The sequence below is a fragment of the Streptomyces misionensis genome (assembly GCF_007896895.1).
Classification (GTDB): Bacteria; Actinomycetota; Actinomycetes; order Streptomycetales; family Streptomycetaceae; genus Streptomyces; species Streptomyces misionensis_A.
On record NZ_VOGW01000199.1, the window covers coordinates 122,062 to 139,772 of the forward strand.

The window sequence follows — 17,711 nt, forward strand, 5'->3', positions numbered from 1 at the left end:
CACCGCCGATGCCCGTGCTCGCGCTGCCGGACGTACCGCCCTGCGCGCTCGCCGAGTCGGCGGGGGAGCTCGCGGCCACGGTCCGGTCGCCGCCGGTGGCCCGGGCGCTGTCCCCGGACCGGTAGCCGTCGAAGCCCGGGACCACGCCCGCGGCCACGGCGGCGGCGCCCAGGGCGACGGCCACGGACAACCCGAGCAGGGCCACGCTCACCGAACGACCGGCCCGCTTCGGGCCCCACTCGTCGTGGGGCACACCGGTACCGGCTCCGGGCGTCTGCGGTTCCTTGCCCGTCGTCTCCGTCGTCTCCGCCGCGAAGAGATACGCCTCGGCCCTGGCCTTCGCCTCCGCGTAGGCCTCGGGGTCCAGGTAGGGCGCCGTGCCCATCGGGATCGGCACCGTGTCCGAGGGCGAGGGCGAGGGCGAGGGCGAGGAGGGGCGCGGGGGCTGCGGGCGCTCGGCGGCGGAGCCGTCCGCGGCGTCGCCCTCCCCGGCGCGGCCGGCGTCCGAGCGTCGGTGGCGTCCCATGTCCTGGCCCTCTTCCTCGTACGTCCTTACAGGCACCCCAATTCACTCGATCGAGTGAGTTTCGTATGAGATGCGCCGGAAGCGGACGGTACCTCATGCCCCGCGCGGACGATGTGTGCCGGACGACACCGGCCGGTTAGGTTGCACCCATGAGCGAGGATGTTCGACTGGTCGCCTGGGTGCGAGGACACGTACAGGGCGTGGGATTTCGCTGGTTCACGCGCGCCAAGGCGCTGGAGATCGGCGGCCTGAGTGGTTTTGCTCTCAATTTGGCGGACGGCCGGGTCCAGGTCGTCGCCGAGGGCGCGCGTGAGGGCTGCGAGGGGCTGCTCGACTGGCTCCAGGGCGACGACACGCCCGGCCGCGTCGACGGTGTCACCGAGATCTGGGACACACCTCGCGGCGGCTACGACGGTTTCGCGGTCCGCTGAGCCGGAGCCCGCGGACCGGCGCACCGACCCCCGGGCGGTGACCGCCGGGAGTGGAAACCGCCTGGTGGTTGCCAAGAAGGGCGCAGCGTGGCAGGCTCCCGGGGTACAGCTGATCGCTGAGCCCCGAGGGCCCGGATGACTCGCAGCGCCGCCGCATCTCCCGGCCGCGCGCCCCGGTTCGCCCGCCAATACGGGGCGTGATCGTGTTGACCGTCAAACTTTTTGGTGAGACGCTGAAAGCCCCGCGCACCTTAGCTGTTTGGCATCGAGCAACAGCAGAGCAACACGGATGTGCCAAGCACCGCGGGTGCGAAAATCCCTCACGACCCACACCGCATCGGTCGGTCACTCAGTGTGGAGGACCATCCATCATGGCAAAGGCGCTTCTCGGTTACGTCGGCGGCTCCGACCCTCGACTCCTCGCCGAGATGCGACGGCTGCAGCAGCGCGTCCAGGACCTGGAGTCCGAGCTGGTCAGGATCCAGGCTGAGAACGAAGCGCTGGCGGCTGCCGCCTCTCAGGACAGGATCATGGAGAGCATCGACGCACACCAGGCGGAGCCTGCGCTCACCTGATCGCTGCCTCGGCTCCACGAGAGCAGTCGCAGCGGGCAGGGTGCCCGTGACAACCGCTCAGTCGATCGGACGACCGGCACCACGGCCGTCCCCTCAGAATCGCAAGGGACGCTTCGGCGTCCCTTCTTTCTTGCCCCCGCGCATCCTTTCACCTTGTTCAACAACTGGTGTGCCCTGCATGTTCACCGGTGAAACCGCGCGCTTGCGAGGGTTCATGGAGTGAGATAGCGGGGGCCGGTAGAGTCCAGCGGCGTGCACCTCAAGGCCCTGACCCTGCGCGGCTTCAAGTCGTTCGCCTCCGCGACCACGCTCCGCTTCGAACCCGGGATCACGTGTGTCGTCGGGCCCAACGGCTCGGGCAAGTCCAATGTGGTGGACGCGCTGAGCTGGGTCATGGGCGAGCAGGGCGCCAAGTCGCTGCGCGGCGGCAAGATGGAGGACGTCATCTTCGCCGGCACCACCGGGCGACCCCCGCTGGGCCGCGCCGAGGTGTCGCTGACCATCGACAACTCCGACGGGGCGCTGCCCATCGAGTACGCCGAGGTCACCATCACGCGGATCATGTTCCGCAACGGCGGCAGCGAGTACCAGATCAACGGCGACACCTGCCGCCTCCTCGACATCCAGGAACTGCTCTCCGACTCCGGCATCGGCCGCGAGATGCACGTCATCGTCGGCCAGGGCCAGCTCGACTCCGTGCTGCACGCCGACCCCATGGGCCGCCGCGCCTTCATCGAGGAGGCGGCCGGCGTCCTCAAGCACCGCAAGCGCAAGGAGAAGGCGCTGCGGAAGCTGGACGCCATGCAGGCCAACCTCGCCCGCGTCCAGGACCTCACCGACGAACTGCGCCGCCAGCTCAAGCCGCTGGGCCGGCAGGCGGCGGTGGCCCGGCGGGCCGCCGTCATCCAGGCCGACCTGCGCGACGCCCGGCTGCGGCTGCTCGCCGACGACCTCGTACGACTGCGCGAGGCGCTCGCCGCCGAGATCGCCGACGAGGCCGCCCTCAAGGAACGCAAGGAGAGCGCCGAGCAGGAGCTGAAGAAGGCCCTGCACCGCGAGTCCGAACTGGAGGACGAGGTACGGCGGCTCACCCCGCGCCTCCGACGCGCCCAGCAGACCTGGTACGAGCTGTCCCAGCTGGCCGAGCGGGTGCGCGGCACGATCTCGCTGGCCGAGGCCCGGGTCAAGAGCGCCACCTCCGCACCGCCCGAGGAACGCCGTGGCCGCGATCCGGAGGACCTGGAGCGCGAGGCCGCCCGCGTCCGCGAGCAGGAGGCCGAACTGGAGGCCGCCCTGGATGCCGCCCGGCACGCCCTGGACGACACGGTCGCCCACCGCGCCGAGCTGGAGCGGGAACTGGCCGTCGAGGAGCGGCGGCTCAAGGACGTGGCCCGCGCCATCGCCGATCGCCGCGAGGGCCTGGCCCGGCTGCACGGACAGGTCGGCGCGGCCCGCTCGCGCGCCGCCTCCGCCCAGGCCGAGATCGACCGGCTGGCCACGGCCCGCGACGAGGCCGGGGAGCGCGCGGTGCGCGCCCAGGAGGAGTACGAGGCGCTCCAGGCCGAGGTCGACGGACTCGACGCCGGCGACACCGAGCTGGCCGAGCGGCACGAGACCGCCAAACGGCAGCTGGCCGCCGCCGAGACCGCCCTGGCCGCGGCCCGCGAGTCGGCCACCGCGGCCGAACGCCGCCGCGCCGCCACCCAGGCCCGTCACGACGCGCTGGCGCTGGGGCTGCGCCGCAAGGACGGCAGCGGCACCCTGCTGGACGCCGGGCTCACCGGACTCCTGGGCCCGGCCGCCGAACTGCTGACCGTCGCCCCCGGCCACGAGATCCCGCTGGCGGCGGCCTTCGGAGCCGCGGCCGACGCCGTCGCCGTGACGGACCCGGGGTCGGCGGCGGACGCCATCCGCCTCCTGCGCAAGCAGGACGGGGGCCGGGCGGCCCTGATCCTCGCGGGCCCGCCGCAGCCGCCCGGCGCGGACGCGGACCCGTGTCCGGCGTGCGGCCGCCGCGGCTCCGGCGCGCCCGGCGACGACGAACCCGCGCCCGGCGCCCGGCCGGTCCCCGCCGCGACGCTGGTCAGCGCCCCCGACGACCTGATGCCGGCCGTCCACCGGCTCCTGCACGACATCGTCGTGGTCGACACCCTCGAAGCCGCCGAGGACCTCGTCCGCGCCCACCCCCACCTCACCGCCGTGACCGCGGAGGGCGACCTCCTGGGCGCCCACTTCGCGCAGGGCGGCTCCGCCGGCGCCCCCAGCCTGCTGGAGGTCCAGGCGTCCGTGGACGAGGCCGCGGCGGAGCTGGCGGAGCTGGAGGTCCGCTGCGCGGAACTGGCCGGGGAACAGCGCGCCGCGGCGGAACGCCGTAGCGAGGCCGCGGCCCTCGCCGAAGAGCTGAGCGAACGCCGCAGGACCGCCGACCGGCAGAAGTCGTCCACCGCCCAGCAACTGGGCCGGCTCGCCGGGCAGGCACGCGCCGCCGCCGGGGAGGCCGAGCGCTCCGCCGCCGCTGCCGCGCGGGCGCAGGAGGCGCTGGAGGCGGCCGTACGGGAGGCCGAGGAACTGGCGGAGCGGCTGGCGGTCGCCGAGGAGACGCCGGTGGAGGAGGAGCCGGACACCTCGGCGCGCGACCGGCTCGCCATCGACGGCGCCAACGCCCGCCAGACCGAGATGGAGGCCCGCCTCCAGGTCCGTACCCACGAGGAGCGGGTCAAGGGACTCGCCGGGCGGGCCGACTCGCTCGACCGGGCCGCCCGGGCGGAACGCGAGGCGCGGGCGCGGGCCGAGGAGCGCCGGGCCCGGCTGCGGCACGAGGCGGCCGTCGCCCAGGCGGTCGCCGACGGCGCGCGCACCCTGCTCGCGCACGTCGAGGTCTCCCTCGTCCGCGCCGACCGGGAGCGCACCGCGGCCGAGGCCGCCAAGGCGCGGCGCGAGGAGGAACTGGCCGCCGCCCGCACCGCCGGACGTGAACTGAAGTCGGAACTCGACAAGTTGACGGATTCGGTACACCGCGGCGAGGTACTCGGCGCCGAGAAGCGGCTGCGGATCGAGCAGCTGGAGACCAAGGCGCTGGAGGAACTGGGTGTCGAGCCGGCGGGGCTTGAGGCGGAGTACGGGCCGAGCCGGCCCGTGCCGCCCCCGCCCCCCGCCGACGGCGAGCGGCTGCCGGAGGACCCGGACGACCCGCGCAACCAGCCGCGCCCCTTCGTGCGGGCCGAGCAGGAGAAGCGGCTCAGGGCGGCCGAGCGGGCGTACCAGCAGCTCGGCAAGGTCAATCCGCTGGCGCTGGAGGAGTTCGCGGCGCTGGAGGAGCGGCACAAGTTCCTCAGCGAGCAGCTGGAGGACCTGAAGAAGACCCGTGCCGATCTGCTCCAGGTGGTGAAGGAGGTCGACGAACGGGTCGAGCAGGTCTTCACCGAGGCCTACCGGGACACCGCCCGCGAGTTCGAGGGGGTCTTCGGCCGTCTGTTCCCGGGCGGCGAGGGCCGGCTCGTGCTCACGGACCCGGCCGACATGCTCACCACGGGCGTCGACGTGGAAGCGCGCCCGCCGGGCAAGAAGGTCAAGCGGCTGTCCCTGCTCTCGGGCGGTGAGCGGTCGCTGACGGCCGTCGCGCTGCTGGTGTCGATCTTCAAGGCCCGGCCGAGCCCCTTCTACGTCATGGACGAGGTCGAGGCAGCCCTCGACGACACCAACCTCCAGCGGCTGATCCGGATCATGCAGGAGTTGCAGGAGGCCTCCCAGCTCATCGTGATCACGCACCAGAAGCGCACGATGGAGGTGGCGGACGCGCTGTACGGCGTCTCGATGCAGGGCGACGGTGTGTCGAAGGTCATCTCGCAGCGCCTTCGCTGACCCCTTTTCAAGATCCATTCACGAGCAGACAAGGAACCACCTCCACTCCGTTCACTTCTTGAACGCGAGGTGACGTGATCTATCTGCAAAGTCACAGCCGTTCAACTATTGACTTCGAAAGTTGAAGACATAGTCTCTGCAACGTTGCTTTTTCCTTCAGGTGTAAGTGGCGTCAACGTATGCGCCACTGGAGACCTGGAAGGGCTCACCCCCACCCCGGCAGCGTTGCCGTGGCCCGAGGAGTTTCACGTGACCAGCACAGCGCAGGCACCTCAGTCAGGAGCCGGGACGGCTCATCCCGAACATCTCGGGCATGTCATCTTCATCGCGGCCGCCGCCGCCATGGGCGGCTTCCTCTTCGGTTACGACAGCTCCGTCATCAACGGCGCCGTCGAGGCCATCCGTGACCGCTACGACATCGGCCCCGCCGCGCTCGCCCAGGTCATCGCCATCGCCCTGATCGGCTGTGCCATCGGCGCCGCCACCGCGGGCCGGATAGCCGACCGGATCGGCCGTATCCGCTGCATGCAGATCGCGGCCGTGCTGTTCACGATCAGCGCCGTCGGCTCCGCGCTCCCCTTCGCGCTGTGGGACCTCGCCTTCTGGCGCATCATCGGCGGCTTCGCCATCGGCATGGCCTCCGTCATCGGCCCCGCCTACATCGCCGAGGTCGCCCCGCCCGCCTACCGCGGCCGGCTCGGCTCCTTCCAGCAGGCCGCGATCGTGGTCGGCATCGCCATCTCCCAGCTGGTCAACTGGGGCCTGCTGAACGCCGCCGGCGGCAAGCAGCGCGGCCACCTCATGGGCCTGGAGGCCTGGCAGGTCATGCTGGGCGTCATGGTGATCCCGGCGATCCTCTACGGCATGCTGTCGCTCGCCATCCCGGAGTCCCCGCGCTTCCTGCTCTCCGTCGGCAAGCGTGAGCGCGCCAAGGAGATCCTGGCCGAGGTCGAGGGCAAGGGCACCGACCTGGACAAGCGCGTCGCCGAGATCGAGCACGCGATGAAGAGCGAGCACCGCTCCACCTTCAAGGACCTGCTCGGCGGCGGCTTCTTCTTCAAGCCGATCGTCTGGGTCGGCATCGGCCTGTCGGTCTTCCAGCAGTTCGTCGGCATCAACGTCGCGTTCTACTACTCCTCGACGCTGTGGCAGTCGGTCGGCGTCGACCCGACGCAGTCGTTCTTCTACTCCTTCACCACGTCCATCATCAACATCGTCGGCACCGTGATCGCGATGATCTTCGTGGACCGGATCGGCCGCAAGCCGCTCGCGCTCATCGGCTCGACCGGCATGGTGGTCGGCCTCGCCCTGGAGGCCTGGGCGTTCTCCTACCACCTGGTCGACGGCAAGCTGCCCGCCACGCAGGGCTGGGTGGCCCTGATCGCGGCCCACGTCTTCGTCCTCTTCTTCGCCCTGTCCTGGGGTGTGGTCGTCTGGGTCATGCTCGGCGAGATGTTCCCGAACAAGATCCGCGCCGCCGCCCTGGGCGTGGCCGCGGCCGCGCAGTGGATCGCCAACTGGGCGATCACCGCGAGCTTCCCGTCGCTGGCCGACTGGAACCTGTCCGTCACCTACGTCATCTACACGGTGTTCGCGGCCCTCTCCATCCCGTTCGTGCTGAAGTTCGTCCGGGAGACGAAGGGCAAGGCCCTGGAGGAGATGGGCTGACGGCCCCCTCGAACCCGAGGAGAAGGGTCCAAGACCCCGCTGCCCCTCTCCTCGCATCTCGCCCCCGCCCCCGGCCCGGCATCAGCCCGGACCGGGGGCGGGGGCGTCTTCCGTCCCAGCCCCTCGGCTCCGGCACCGCCCGCTCCGCGAACAGCCGAGGAACGCGCCACCCCTCCTCGACGGGAAGACCGCCCGCGAGCGGGTGCGGCACCGGGGCGCCCGGCCGGCTCGGCACGATCGCCGCCGGCACGGTCACCGTGACGCTCCGCCTGGCCCCGGACACCGTCGACGCGAACGCGGACGACGACGGCGGCCGGTTGTCCGCCGCGCCGTGGTGCTCCACCGTCCGCACGGCGCCGATCCCGTGCGCGTCCGCGTGCGCGCCCCTCTCGGTCTCGACCTCCTGGGTCGCGCGCCCGCAGTCCGTGCGCGTCCGCGTACGCGGCCCTCTCCGGCGCGGCCCGGTCACGAGCGGGGAGCGCGGCGGGCGCGCCGGGCGCGGCCGGATGGAGACGAACGACCGTGGCGGGCATGACGACGTCCCCCTCCGGTACGGCGCGGTGGAGGGGGACGGTGGTCGGTGTCTCGTCGGACCGCTCTGTGCGGAGCGGGGTCCCGGCTCGGGTGTGCCGGAGGGGCCTTGGACGCCGTGCCCGGGGCGGGCTCCGGGGTCAGGCCGCCGTGCCGGCCGGTTCGGGGTGGCCGCAGGCCTCATGGGCCGGGATGGCCACCGCAGGCTTCGGCAGGGCCAGGTAGAGCGCGGCCGAGATCACGATCGTTCCGAGGTGGTGAACAGCAGGCCCGCGATCAGGCCGATCGCCCAGGAGGCCACGGCGGCGGGGGAGAAGCCGCCCTTGTACCAGTAGGCGCTGGCCCGGGTCGTGTCGGCCATCGCCCGGCCGTCGTACTCCGTACGGCGCAGCATGTCCGCGCCGAACACGCCGACCCACGCCGAGAACGCGACCGCCAGCAGCGACAGGAAGGCGATGAAGGAGCCCATGAAGCTCGTCGCCACCAGCATCAGCACCCCGCCGAACACCAGCGAGATCACCGCGTTGACCGACACCGCCCAGTGCCGCGGCACCTTGAAGCCGAGGGTCTGCGCGGTGAAGCCCGCCGAGTACATCGACATCGAGTTGATCAGCAGCATGCCCACCAGCGCGATGAACAGGTACGGCACCGCGATCCACGTCGGCAGGATCTTGCCGAGGAAGGACACCGGGTCGGCGGCCGAGGCCAGGTCCGGTGTGGACACCGCCATCACCGCGCCCATCAGGACCATCGGGAGCACGACCACACCGGCGCCGCCGACCGCCGTGCCCACGATCGCCTTCGAGGAGGCCGTGCGCGGCAGGTAGCGGGTGAAGTCCGGCGCCGTCGGGATCCAGCTGACACCGCCGGCCGCGATCATGCCGATGCCGGTGATCACCGAGGCCGTCGAGCCGGCGCTGTGGTGCGCGACCCGCGCCCAGTCCGTCTTCACCGCCAGGTAGACCAGCACCAGCACCGAGAAGACACCGAAGAAATACGTGGCGTACTTGTTGCACTTCTGCACGGCGATGATGCCGAGCCCCGAGATCGCGAACGTCGCCACGACGAACACCAGCAGCGTCACCAGGTCCAGCACGCTGTTCGCCTTGATGCCGAACAGGATGTCCAGGATGGTGAGCATGGCGTACGCGCCGGTCACCGCGTTGATCGTCTCCCAGCCCCAGCGCGCCACCCAGATCAGCGAACCCGGCAGCAGATTGCCCCGCTGCCCGAACACCGCGCGCGACAGCGCCATGCCCGGCGCCCCGCCCCGCTTGCCGGCGATGCCGATCAGACCGACGAGGCCGTACGACACGACGGGCGCCGCCACCGCGACGACCAGCGCCTGCCAGATGTTCAGGTGGTACGCCACGACGAGGCTCGCGCCCATCGTCAGCAGCAGCACGCTGATGTTGGCGCCGACCCAGGTGGGGAACAGCTCCCGGGTCCGGCCGGTCCGCTCGTGGTCCGGAACCTGCTCGATGCCACGGGTCTCGAGAGCGCCTTCGGTCTCGACGGTTTTGCTCATGGGGGAGGGCCTACAGGTGTGGGGGAAGTGGGACGGTCGGACTCTACGCGCGTCGACGGAGCCGGGACCATCGTACTTTGCTCCGACTCCTCGCTTTACGTGGCGTTTGTCTCTCGGAGGAAGTCACAAGCCCGGTGACGGCGGACCCCATGGCCGATACTGGACGCGTTATGGAAACCGTCATCCTTGCTGTAGTCATCGCCGTGGTCGTGCTCGGCGCGCTCGGCGGGCTGATCGTGGGCACCCGACGCCGGAAGTCGCTGCCCCCGCCGCCCCCGAAGGCGCCCGACATCACCGCGCCCCCGGCCGAGCCGCACGTCGGCGAAGAGGCCGAGACGCCGCGCGACGAACCGCGCCGGACGATCGAGGAGGTGGATCTCCCGGGCGGCCCGCCGGTCGTCGTAGAAGAGCCTCCCGCCCCTGTCGAGGCTCCCGAGATCGAGATCCCGGAGCCCACCGCGGGCCGGCTGGTCCGGCTCCGCACCCGCCTGTCCCGCTCCCAGAACGCCCTCGGCAAGGGACTGCTCACGCTGCTGTCGCGCGAGCACCTCGACGAGGACACCTGGGAGGAGATCGAGGACACCCTGCTCACCGCCGACGTCGGCGTCCAGCCCACCCAGGAACTGGTCGAGGGTCTGCGCCAGCGCGTCAAGGTGCTCGGCACCCGCACCCCCGCGGAGCTGCGCGGCCTGCTCCGCGAGGAGCTGCTCAAGCTGGTCGGCACCGAGGCCGACCGCACCGTGAAGACCGAGCCCGCCGACCGCAAGCCCGGCATCGTGATGGTCGTCGGGGTCAACGGCACCGGCAAGACCACCACCACCGGCAAGCTCGCCCGTGTCCTGGTCGCCGACGGCCGCAGCGTGGTGCTCGGCGCCGCCGACACCTTCCGCGCCGCCGCCGCCGACCAGCTCCAGACCTGGGGCGAGCGGGTCGGCGCCTACACCGTGCGCGGCCCGGAGGGCGGCGACCCCGCCTCCGTGGCGTTCGACGCGGTCAAGGAAGGCAAGGAGATGGGGGTCGACGTCGTCCTCATCGACACCGCCGGGCGGCTGCACACCAAGACCGGCCTCATGGACGAGCTGGGCAAGGTCAAGCGCGTGGTCGAGAAGCACGCGCCGCTGGACGAGGTGCTGCTGGTCCTGGACGCCACCACCGGCCAGAACGGTCTGGTGCAGGCCCGGGTGTTCGCCGAGGTCGTGGACATCACCGGCATCGTGCTGACCAAGCTGGACGGCACCGCCAAGGGCGGCATCGTGGTGGCGGTCCAGCGCGAGCTGGGCGTCCCGGTCAAGCTGATCGGGCTCGGCGAGGGCGCGGACGATCTGGCGCCGTTCGAGCCGGAGGCGTTCGTGGACGCGCTGATCGGAGACTGACCGTAGTCGCCTTACCGCCCCCGTGGAGAAGTGCCCGCCCTCAAGGTGCAGTTGAGGACGGGCACTTCGCTTTTCCGGGGGCGCCGGGCGGTCAGTCCCGATCGCGCGACCGGTGCGCCACATACGCCAGCGTGCCCAGCAGCAGCCGGGCCGCCGGGGGGCGGGTCGCGCAGTCCAGCGCGGGCGGGCGCAGCCAGCGCACCGGCCCCAGACCGCCCCGGTCGGAGGGCGGCGCGGTGATGAACGTACCCGGGCCGAGGCCGCGCAGGTCCAGGGCGCGCGGGTCGTCCCAGCCCATGCGGTAGAGCAGCCGGGGCAGCTCGGCGGCGGCGCCGGCCGCCACGAAGAAGTGGGCGCGGCCCTCGGGGGTCACGGCCACCGGGCCGAGCGGCAGACCCATCCGCTCCAGCCGGACCAGGGCCCGGCGCCCGGCCTGCTCGCAGACCTCCACGACGTCGAAGGCGCGGCCCACCGGCAGCAGCACCGCGGCGCCCGGGAACTCCGCCCAGGCCTTGGTCACCTCGTCCAGGGTGGCGCCGGCCGGCACCTCGGGCGCGAACTCCAGCGGATGTGCACCCGGCTCCGGACATCCCCGGTGCCCGCAGGAGCAGACGCCCGCCGCGGCCCGCGCGCCCGGCACCACGTCCCAGCCCCACAGGCCGGTGAACTCGGCGACGGTGGTGCACTCCGCGGCCCGGCCACGCCGACGTGTGCCGGAGCGGATCTCGCGAATGCCGCCGATCGTGAAGCCCATGCCCCCTCCAACGGGTCCGGCGCGCCGGTGGTTACGGCACGGAACGAGACGGAAGCGGAACGTAACGCTACGGCTCCGCCTTCCCTCCGGGTCAGGGGGCCAAGGTGGCGCCTTGAAGCGCGTCGGGTGGTGCACCGGGATGTGCGCGCCCCTGTGTGCATCACTCCGCCCGCTTCCGTTCGTCCTATGTCAAGTGAATCGTGTGTGGCGGGCCATGAGTTCACTTGAAGGGGTGGCGAATGGTGGCGTTTCTGTGATCCGCGTGGCTCAGTCGGTGATCGTGGGATTACTGTGAGTACGCAGAAGCCTCGGGCACATGCATTCGTGGGTATGCCGGAGGCACTTCGGCAGTCCGTTCGAAGGGTGAGAACCGCGAGACGGCGGACCGTATTTACCGGCATTCTGATAAGGCTTGGCGCACTCATGCGGCAAGAAGTCTCGGGAATGGGGGCGTTCCAGTGGGCGGCAACGGCGGTAGTGGGACAAACGCTGACAAGCGCCCCAATGAGCTGCTCGGCTCGTGGTTCGTGCGCAGTGGCTGGTCCAAGGGCGAGCTGGCCCGCCAAGTGAACCGCCGGGCCCGCCAGTTGGGCGCCAACCACATCTCCACCGACACCTCCCGCGTGCGCCGCTGGCTGGACGGCGAGAACCCGCGCGAGCCGATCCCGCGCATCCTCTCCGAACTGTTCTCCGAGCGCTTCGGCTGCGTCGTCTCCATCGAGGACCTGGGCCTGCGCGCCGCCCGCCCCTCGCCCTCCGCGTCCAGCGTCGACCTGCCCTGGACCGGCCCGCAGACCGTCGCCCTGCTCGGCGAGTTCTCCCGCAGCGACCTGATGCTCGCCCGGCGCGGCTTCCTCGGCAGCTCCCTGGCCCTGTCCGCGGGACCCTCCCTGATCGAGCCCATGCAGCGCTGGCTGGTGCCCAGCCCCGGCGCCCCGGCCGTTCCCGAGCCCGACTCCCCGCTGGACCCCCGCAGGCCCGGCCGCCTGTCCAAACCGGAGCTCGAGCTGCTGGAATCGACCACCCGGATGTTCCGCCAGTGGGACGCCCAGTGCGGCGGCGGCCTGCGCCGCAAGGCCGTCGTCGGCCAGCTGCACGAGGTCACCGACCTGCTCCAGGAACCCCAGCCCGGCGCCACCACCCGCAAGCTCTTCAAGGTCGCCGCCGAACTCGCCGAACTGGCCGGCTGGATGTCGTACGACGTCGGTCTCCAGCCGACCGCGCAGAAGTACTTCGTCCTCGCCCTGCACGCCGCCAAGGAGGCGGGCGACCGCCCCCTCGGCTCCTACATCCTCTCCAGCATGAGCCGCCAGATGATCCACCTGGGCCGGCCCGACGACGCCCTGGAGCTGATCCACCTCGCCCAGTACGGCAGCCGCGACTGCGCGGGGCCGCGCACCCAGGCGATGCTGTATGCGATGGAGGCCCGCGCCTACGCCAACATGGGCCAGCCCGGCCGGACCAAGCGCGCGGTCCGGATGGCCGAGGACACCTTCGCCGAGGCCGAGGAGTGGGACGAGCCGGACCCCGACTGGATCCGCTTCTTCTCCGAGGCCGAGCTGTACGCGGAGAACTCCCACTCCTTCCGCGACCTCGCCTATGTCGCCGGGCGCAGCCCCACCTACGCCTCCCTCGCCGAGCCGCTGATGCGGCGGGCGGTGGAGCTGTTCGCCAAGGACGGCGAGCACCAGCGGTCGTACGCGCTCAACCTGATCGGCATGGCCACCGTGCATCTGCTCCAGGGCGAGCCCGAGGCCGGCACGGATTACGCCTCGCGGGCCATGACCGTGGCCAAGAAGGTCCGCTCCGAACGGGTGAACAACCGTATCCGAAAGACGGTCGACACGGCCGTGCGCGACCACGGCGACCTCGCCGCCGTGGTCGACCTCACCGAACAGCTCGCCGTCGACCTCCCGGACGCCGAGGCCGTCTGACCCCGGCAGCCCCCGGACCCCGGCCGCGGCCGGACCTCCCGAACCGCCCGACTCGGCTCCCCCAACGCCAGGTCATCGAGAGGTCCGCGCCGCGGCCGGCCTTGTGCGCCGAAGCCCGCGCCCGCCACCTCCACGCCCGCGCCCGCCGCGTCGACGTCCGGCGCCGCCGCGTCCACGCCCCGTGGCACCGCGTCCACGCCCGGTGGCGCGGACCCGCCCTTCACCCACGCGTAACACACAGGACGCCTTCGTCACCCCCGTGAAACACCGGGGCGCTCCCGCCGAAACCGCGCTGCGTCAGTCTCTGGCGCATAACCGGCCCACCCCTCGCCCGACCGGAGCGCGGCGGCACCACCCGCGCGGGCCGACCCACACGACGAGGAGACGCCGATGGCCCCAGCCATCCTGCTCGCGGCGGACGCCCCCAAGCTGTCGGCCGCCAACACCGGCTTCATGCTCATCGCATCCGCCCTGGTCCTGCTCATGACCCCGGGCCTCGCCTTCTTCTACGGCGGCATGGTCCGCGTCAAGAGCACCCTGAACATGCTGATGATGAGCTTCATCAGCATGGGTGTCGTCACCATCCTGTGGGTGCTCTACGGCTTCTCGATGAGCTTCGGCACCGACCACGGCTCGCTGATCGGCTGGTCCTCCGGCTTCGTCGGCTGGACCGGCATAGGCAAGACCGACCTGTGGCCGGGCTACACCATCCCGGTCTTCGTCTTCGCCGTCTTCCAGATGATGTTCGCGATCATCACACCGGCCCTGATCAGCGGCGCCCTCGCCGACCGGGTGCGGTTCAGCGCCTGGACGGTCTTCCTCGTGCTGTGGGTCACCCTCGTCTACTTCCCGGTAGCCCACTGGGTCTGGGGGACCGGCGGCTGGGCCTACAAGCTCGGTGTGATCGACTTCGCGGGCGGCACGGCGGTGCACATCAACGCGGGTGCCGCGGCCCTCGGCGTCATCCTCGTCATCGGCAAGCGCGTCGGCTTCAAGAAGGACCCGATGCGCCCGCACAGCCTGCCGCTGGTCATGCTCGGCGCCGGCCTGCTGTGGTTCGGCTGGTTCGGCTTCAACGCCGGGTCCTGGCTCGGCAACGACGACGGCGTCGGCCCGCTGATGTTCGTCAACACCCAGATCGCCACCGCCGCCGCCATGCTCGCCTGGCTCGGCTACGAGAAGATCCGGCACGGCGCCTGCACCTCCCTCGGCGCCGCCTCCGGCGCGGTCGCGGGCCTCGTCGCCATCACCCCCTCCGGCGGCGCCGTCACCCCGCTCGGCGCGATCGCCGTCGGCGCCATCGCCGGTGTCGCCTGCGCCTCGGCCGTCGGACTGAAGTTCCGCTTCGGCTACGACGACTCCCTGGACGTCGTCGGCGTGCACATGGTCGGCGGCATCATCGGCTCCCTGCTGGTCGGCTTCTTCGCCAGCGGCAAGGGCCAGTCGACCGCCACCGGCGTCTTCTACGGCGACCACTCCTTCACCCAGCTGTGGAAGCAGTGCGCCGGTGTCGGCGGCGTGCTCGCCTACTCGCTGATCGTCTCCGCCGTCCTCGCCTTCCTCCTCGACAAGACCCTCGGCATGCGGGTCACCCAGGACGAGGAGGTCTCCGGCATCGACCGCGCCCAGCACGCCGAGACCGCCTACGACTTCAGCGGTGCCGGCGGCGGCGTCCTCGGCTCCGCCGCCCCGGCCGGCGCGGGGAGCGGGAAGCAGACCGACAACCGGGCCGGGCAGCAGACCGGCAAGCAGACCAGGAAGGTCGACGCATGAAGCTCATCACGGCCGTCGTCAAGCCCCACCGGCTCGACGAGATCAAGGAGGCCCTGCAAGCCTTCGGCGTCCACGGGCTGACGATCACCGAGGCCAGCGGCTACGGGCGGCAGCGGGGCCACACCGAGGTCTACCGGGGGGCGGAGTACACCGTCGACCTGGTGCCCAAGATCCGCATCGAGGTGCTGACCGAGGACGACGACGCCGAACAGCTGATCGAGACCCTCGTCAAGGCCGCCCGCACCGGAAAGATCGGCGACGGCAAGGTCTGGTCGGTCCCGGTCGAGACGGCCGTACGGGTGCGCACCGGCGAGCGCGGCCCGGACGCGCTCTGAGACGGCCCGCGGGCCACGGCAACGGGAGGCGCTGGTGACGGGTGACGAGATGCGGACACGGACCGAGGACACGGGACCCGGCGGCTACGCGGCGGCACGGCTGCGCCTCCTCACCGAGGAGGCGCGGCCCGGGCCCGCCCGCCGCGCCGCCCTGGCCGGACTGACCGACGACTGGCTCGCCGCCCTCTTCACCGGCGGCGCCGGCCGGGCCCGGGGTGTCAGCCTCGTCGCCGTCGGCGGCTACGGCCGCGGCGAGCTGTCCCCGCGCAGCGACCTCGACCTCCTGCTGCTGCACGACGGCTCCGACCCGGACGCGGTGGCCGCCCTCGCCGACCGCCTCTGGTACCCCGTCTGGGACCTCGGCCTCGCCCTCGACCACTCCGTGCGCACCCTCGCCGAGGCCCGCAGGACGGCCGGCGCGGACCTGAAGGTCCAGCTCGGTCTGCTGGACGCCCGTCACCTGGCCGGCGACCCCGCGCTGAGCGCCGGACTGCGCACCGCCGTGCTCGCCGACTGGCGTGAGCAGGCCCCGAAACGCCTCCCCGAACTCCGCGAGCTGTGCGACGAACGGGCCGAGCGGCACGGCGAGTTGAGATACCTCCTGGAGCCCGACCTCAAGGAGGCCCGGGGCGGGCTGCGCGACACCACCGCGCTGCGCGCCGTCGCCGCCTCCTGGCTCGCCGACGCCCCGCGCGAGGGCCTGGACGAGGCCCGCCGGAGCCTGCTCGACGTACGCGACGCGCTCCACCTGGCCACTGGCCGCGCCACCGACCGGCTCGCGCTCCAGGAGCAGGACGAGGTCGCCGCCGGGCTGGGCCTGCTCGACGCCGACACCCTGCTGCGGCAGGTCTACGAGGCGGCGCGGGTCGTCTCGTACGCGGGCGACGTCACCTGGCGCGAGGTGGCGCGCGTGCTGCGTTCGCGCGCCGTCCGCCCGCGCCTGCGCGTCATGCTGGGCGGGAAACCGGCCGCCGAGCGCTCCCCGCTGGCCGAGGGCGTGGTCGAGCAGGACGGCGAGGTGGTGCTCGCCCGCGCCGCGCGCCCCGAACGCGACCCCGTGCTCCCGCTGCGCGCCGCGGCCGCCGCCGCACAGGGCGGCCTCCCGCTCTCCCCGCACGCCGTACGGCGCCTGGCCGCCACCGCGTGCCCCCTGCCCACGCCCTGGCCCGCCGAGGCCCGCGAACAGCTGGTCACCCTGCTCGGCTCCGGCCGGCCCACCGTCGAGGTCTGGGAAGCCCTGGAGGCGGAGGGCCTGATCAGCAGGCTGCTGCCGGACTGGGAACGGGTCCGCTGCCGCCCCCAGCGCAACGCCGTCCACGTCTGGACCGTCGACCGGCACCTGATCGAGACCGCCGTCCGCGCCGCCGCGCTCACCCGGCGCGTCGGCCGCCCCGACCTGCTCCTCGTCGCCGCCCTGCTGCACGACATGGGCAAGGGCTGGCCCGGCGACCACTCGGTGGCCGGCGAGATCATCGCCAAGGACGTGGCAGCCCGGATCGGCTTCGACCCCGCCGACACCGTCGTCCTCGCCACACTGGTCCGTCACCACCTGCTGCTGGTCGACACCGCCACCCGCCGCGACCTGGACGATCCCGCCACCGTCCGCTCGGTCGCCGACGCGGTCGGCAGCCAGGGCACCCTGGAGCTGCTGGCCGCCCTCACCGAGGCGGACGCCCTCGCCACCGGACCGGCCGCCTGGTCCGCCTGGCGCGGCTCCCTCGTCGCCGACCTGGTCCGCCGCGTCGCCGCCCTGCTGGCCGGCGACGTACCAGACGAGCCCGCGCCCACCGCGCCCACCGCCGAACAGGAACGGCTGGCCGTCGAGGCCTACCGCACCGGCGGCCCGGTCCTCGCACTGCGTGCCCGCAGCGAGCCGCTCCCCGCCGAGGAGCCGCCCGGCTCGCCCGAACCGCTCGGCGTCGAACTGCTCATCGCCGTACCCGACCAGGCCGCGGTGCTGCCCGCGGTCGCCGGTGTCCTCGCCGTGCACCGGCTCACCGTGCGCACCGCCGAGCTGCGCACCCTGCGGCTGCCCGAACAGGTGAGCGATGACGACGGCGACGGCGCGGTGCTGCTGCTCGACTGGCGGGTGGCCGCCGAGTACGGCTCCCTGCCCGAGGCGACCCGTCTGCGCGCCGACCTCGTGCGCGCCCTCGACGGCTCCCTGGACATCGCCGGCCGCCTCGCCGAACGGGACGCCGCCTATCCGCGGCGCCGGGGCCTGGCGGCCCCGCCGCCCCGGGTCGGTGTGGCGCCCGCCGCCTCCCACCACGCCACCGTGATCGAGGTCCGCGCCCAGGACGCCCCCGGCCTGCTGCACCGCATCGGCACGGCCCTGGAGAAGGCGGGCGTCCGCGTGCGCAGCATGCACGTGAGCACCCTGGGCGCCAACGCGGTCGACGCCTTCTACGTCACGACGGGC

General features: G+C 72.5%; 10 protein-coding genes and 2 pseudogenes. 9 read left to right on the forward strand and 3 right to left on the reverse strand.

Annotation, left to right across the window (positions count from 1 at the left end; genetic code table 11):
• Nucleotides 1-526: pseudogene (locus FRZ03_RS39660) on the reverse strand (CAP domain-containing protein); the annotation flags it as partial.
• Between the two features lie 149 nt (nucleotides 527-675).
• Between FRZ03_RS39660 and FRZ03_RS37170 the strand changes: the two are divergent.
• From FRZ03_RS37170 to FRZ03_RS37195, 4 genes are all read left to right on the forward strand, one after another.
• Complete coding sequence (locus tag FRZ03_RS37170; RefSeq protein ID WP_070022305.1) at nucleotides 676-957, forward strand: acylphosphatase; 282 nt, start codon at nucleotides 676-678, stop codon at nucleotides 955-957.
• A 371-nt stretch (nucleotides 958-1,328) separates the two neighbouring features.
• On the forward strand, nucleotides 1,329-1,532 hold the full coding sequence (locus FRZ03_RS37180; RefSeq protein WP_061925742.1) for a hypothetical protein: 204 nt from the start codon (nucleotides 1,329-1,331) through the stop codon (nucleotides 1,530-1,532).
• Between the two features lie 252 nt (nucleotides 1,533-1,784).
• Entirely contained in the window at nucleotides 1,785-5,393 is a 3,609-nt protein-coding gene (gene smc / locus FRZ03_RS37190; RefSeq protein WP_146469483.1) for a chromosome segregation protein SMC, read from the forward strand.
• A 249-nt stretch (nucleotides 5,394-5,642) separates the two neighbouring features.
• On the forward strand, nucleotides 5,643-7,061 hold the full coding sequence (locus FRZ03_RS37195) for a sugar porter family MFS transporter (RefSeq protein WP_146469485.1): 1,419 nt from the start codon (nucleotides 5,643-5,645) through the stop codon (nucleotides 7,059-7,061).
• Nucleotides 7,062-7,732: 671 nt separating this feature from the next.
• On the opposite strand, the pseudogene FRZ03_RS37200 reads toward FRZ03_RS37195, so the two are convergent.
• Nucleotides 7,733-9,120: pseudogene (locus tag FRZ03_RS37200) on the reverse strand (cytosine permease).
• A 170-nt stretch (nucleotides 9,121-9,290) separates the two neighbouring features.
• On the opposite strand from FRZ03_RS37200, the gene ftsY reads away from it, so the two are divergent.
• Entirely contained in the window at nucleotides 9,291-10,493 is a 1,203-nt protein-coding gene (ftsY, locus tag FRZ03_RS37205; protein WP_146469487.1) for a signal recognition particle-docking protein FtsY, read from the forward strand.
• A 91-nt stretch (nucleotides 10,494-10,584) separates the two neighbouring features.
• Here ftsY and FRZ03_RS37210 read toward each other — a convergent pair whose 3' ends face one another.
• On the reverse strand, nucleotides 10,585-11,247 hold the full coding sequence (locus FRZ03_RS37210) for a bifunctional DNA primase/polymerase (protein ID WP_146469489.1): 663 nt from the start codon (nucleotides 11,245-11,247) through the stop codon (nucleotides 10,585-10,587).
• Nucleotides 11,248-11,705: 458 nt separating this feature from the next.
• Here FRZ03_RS37210 and nsdA point away from each other — a divergent pair, with 458 nt between their 5' ends.
• The 4 genes from nsdA to FRZ03_RS37230 form a co-directional block, all read left to right on the forward strand.
• The gene (gene nsdA, locus FRZ03_RS37215) at nucleotides 11,706-13,181 is read left to right on the forward strand and encodes a transcriptional repressor NsdA (RefSeq protein WP_146469491.1); all 1,476 of its coding nucleotides are present in this window, start codon (nucleotides 11,706-11,708) and stop codon (nucleotides 13,179-13,181) included.
• A 390-nt stretch (nucleotides 13,182-13,571) separates the two neighbouring features.
• Nucleotides 13,572-14,954 carry an ammonium transporter gene (locus FRZ03_RS37220; RefSeq protein ID WP_146469493.1) on the forward strand — a complete coding sequence of 461 codons (1,383 nt, stop codon included), beginning with the start codon at nucleotides 13,572-13,574 and terminating at the stop codon, nucleotides 14,952-14,954.
• Nucleotides 14,951-15,289: a P-II family nitrogen regulator gene (locus tag FRZ03_RS37225; RefSeq protein ID WP_070022297.1), complete on the forward strand. Its 339-nt coding sequence runs from the start codon at nucleotides 14,951-14,953 to the stop codon at nucleotides 15,287-15,289. Before FRZ03_RS37220 ends, FRZ03_RS37225 begins: the two co-directional genes overlap by 4 nt.
• Before the next feature lie 49 nt (nucleotides 15,290-15,338).
• On the forward strand, nucleotides 15,339-17,711 hold a 2,373-nt coding region (locus tag FRZ03_RS37230), incomplete at its 3' end, for a [protein-PII] uridylyltransferase (RefSeq protein WP_398662200.1).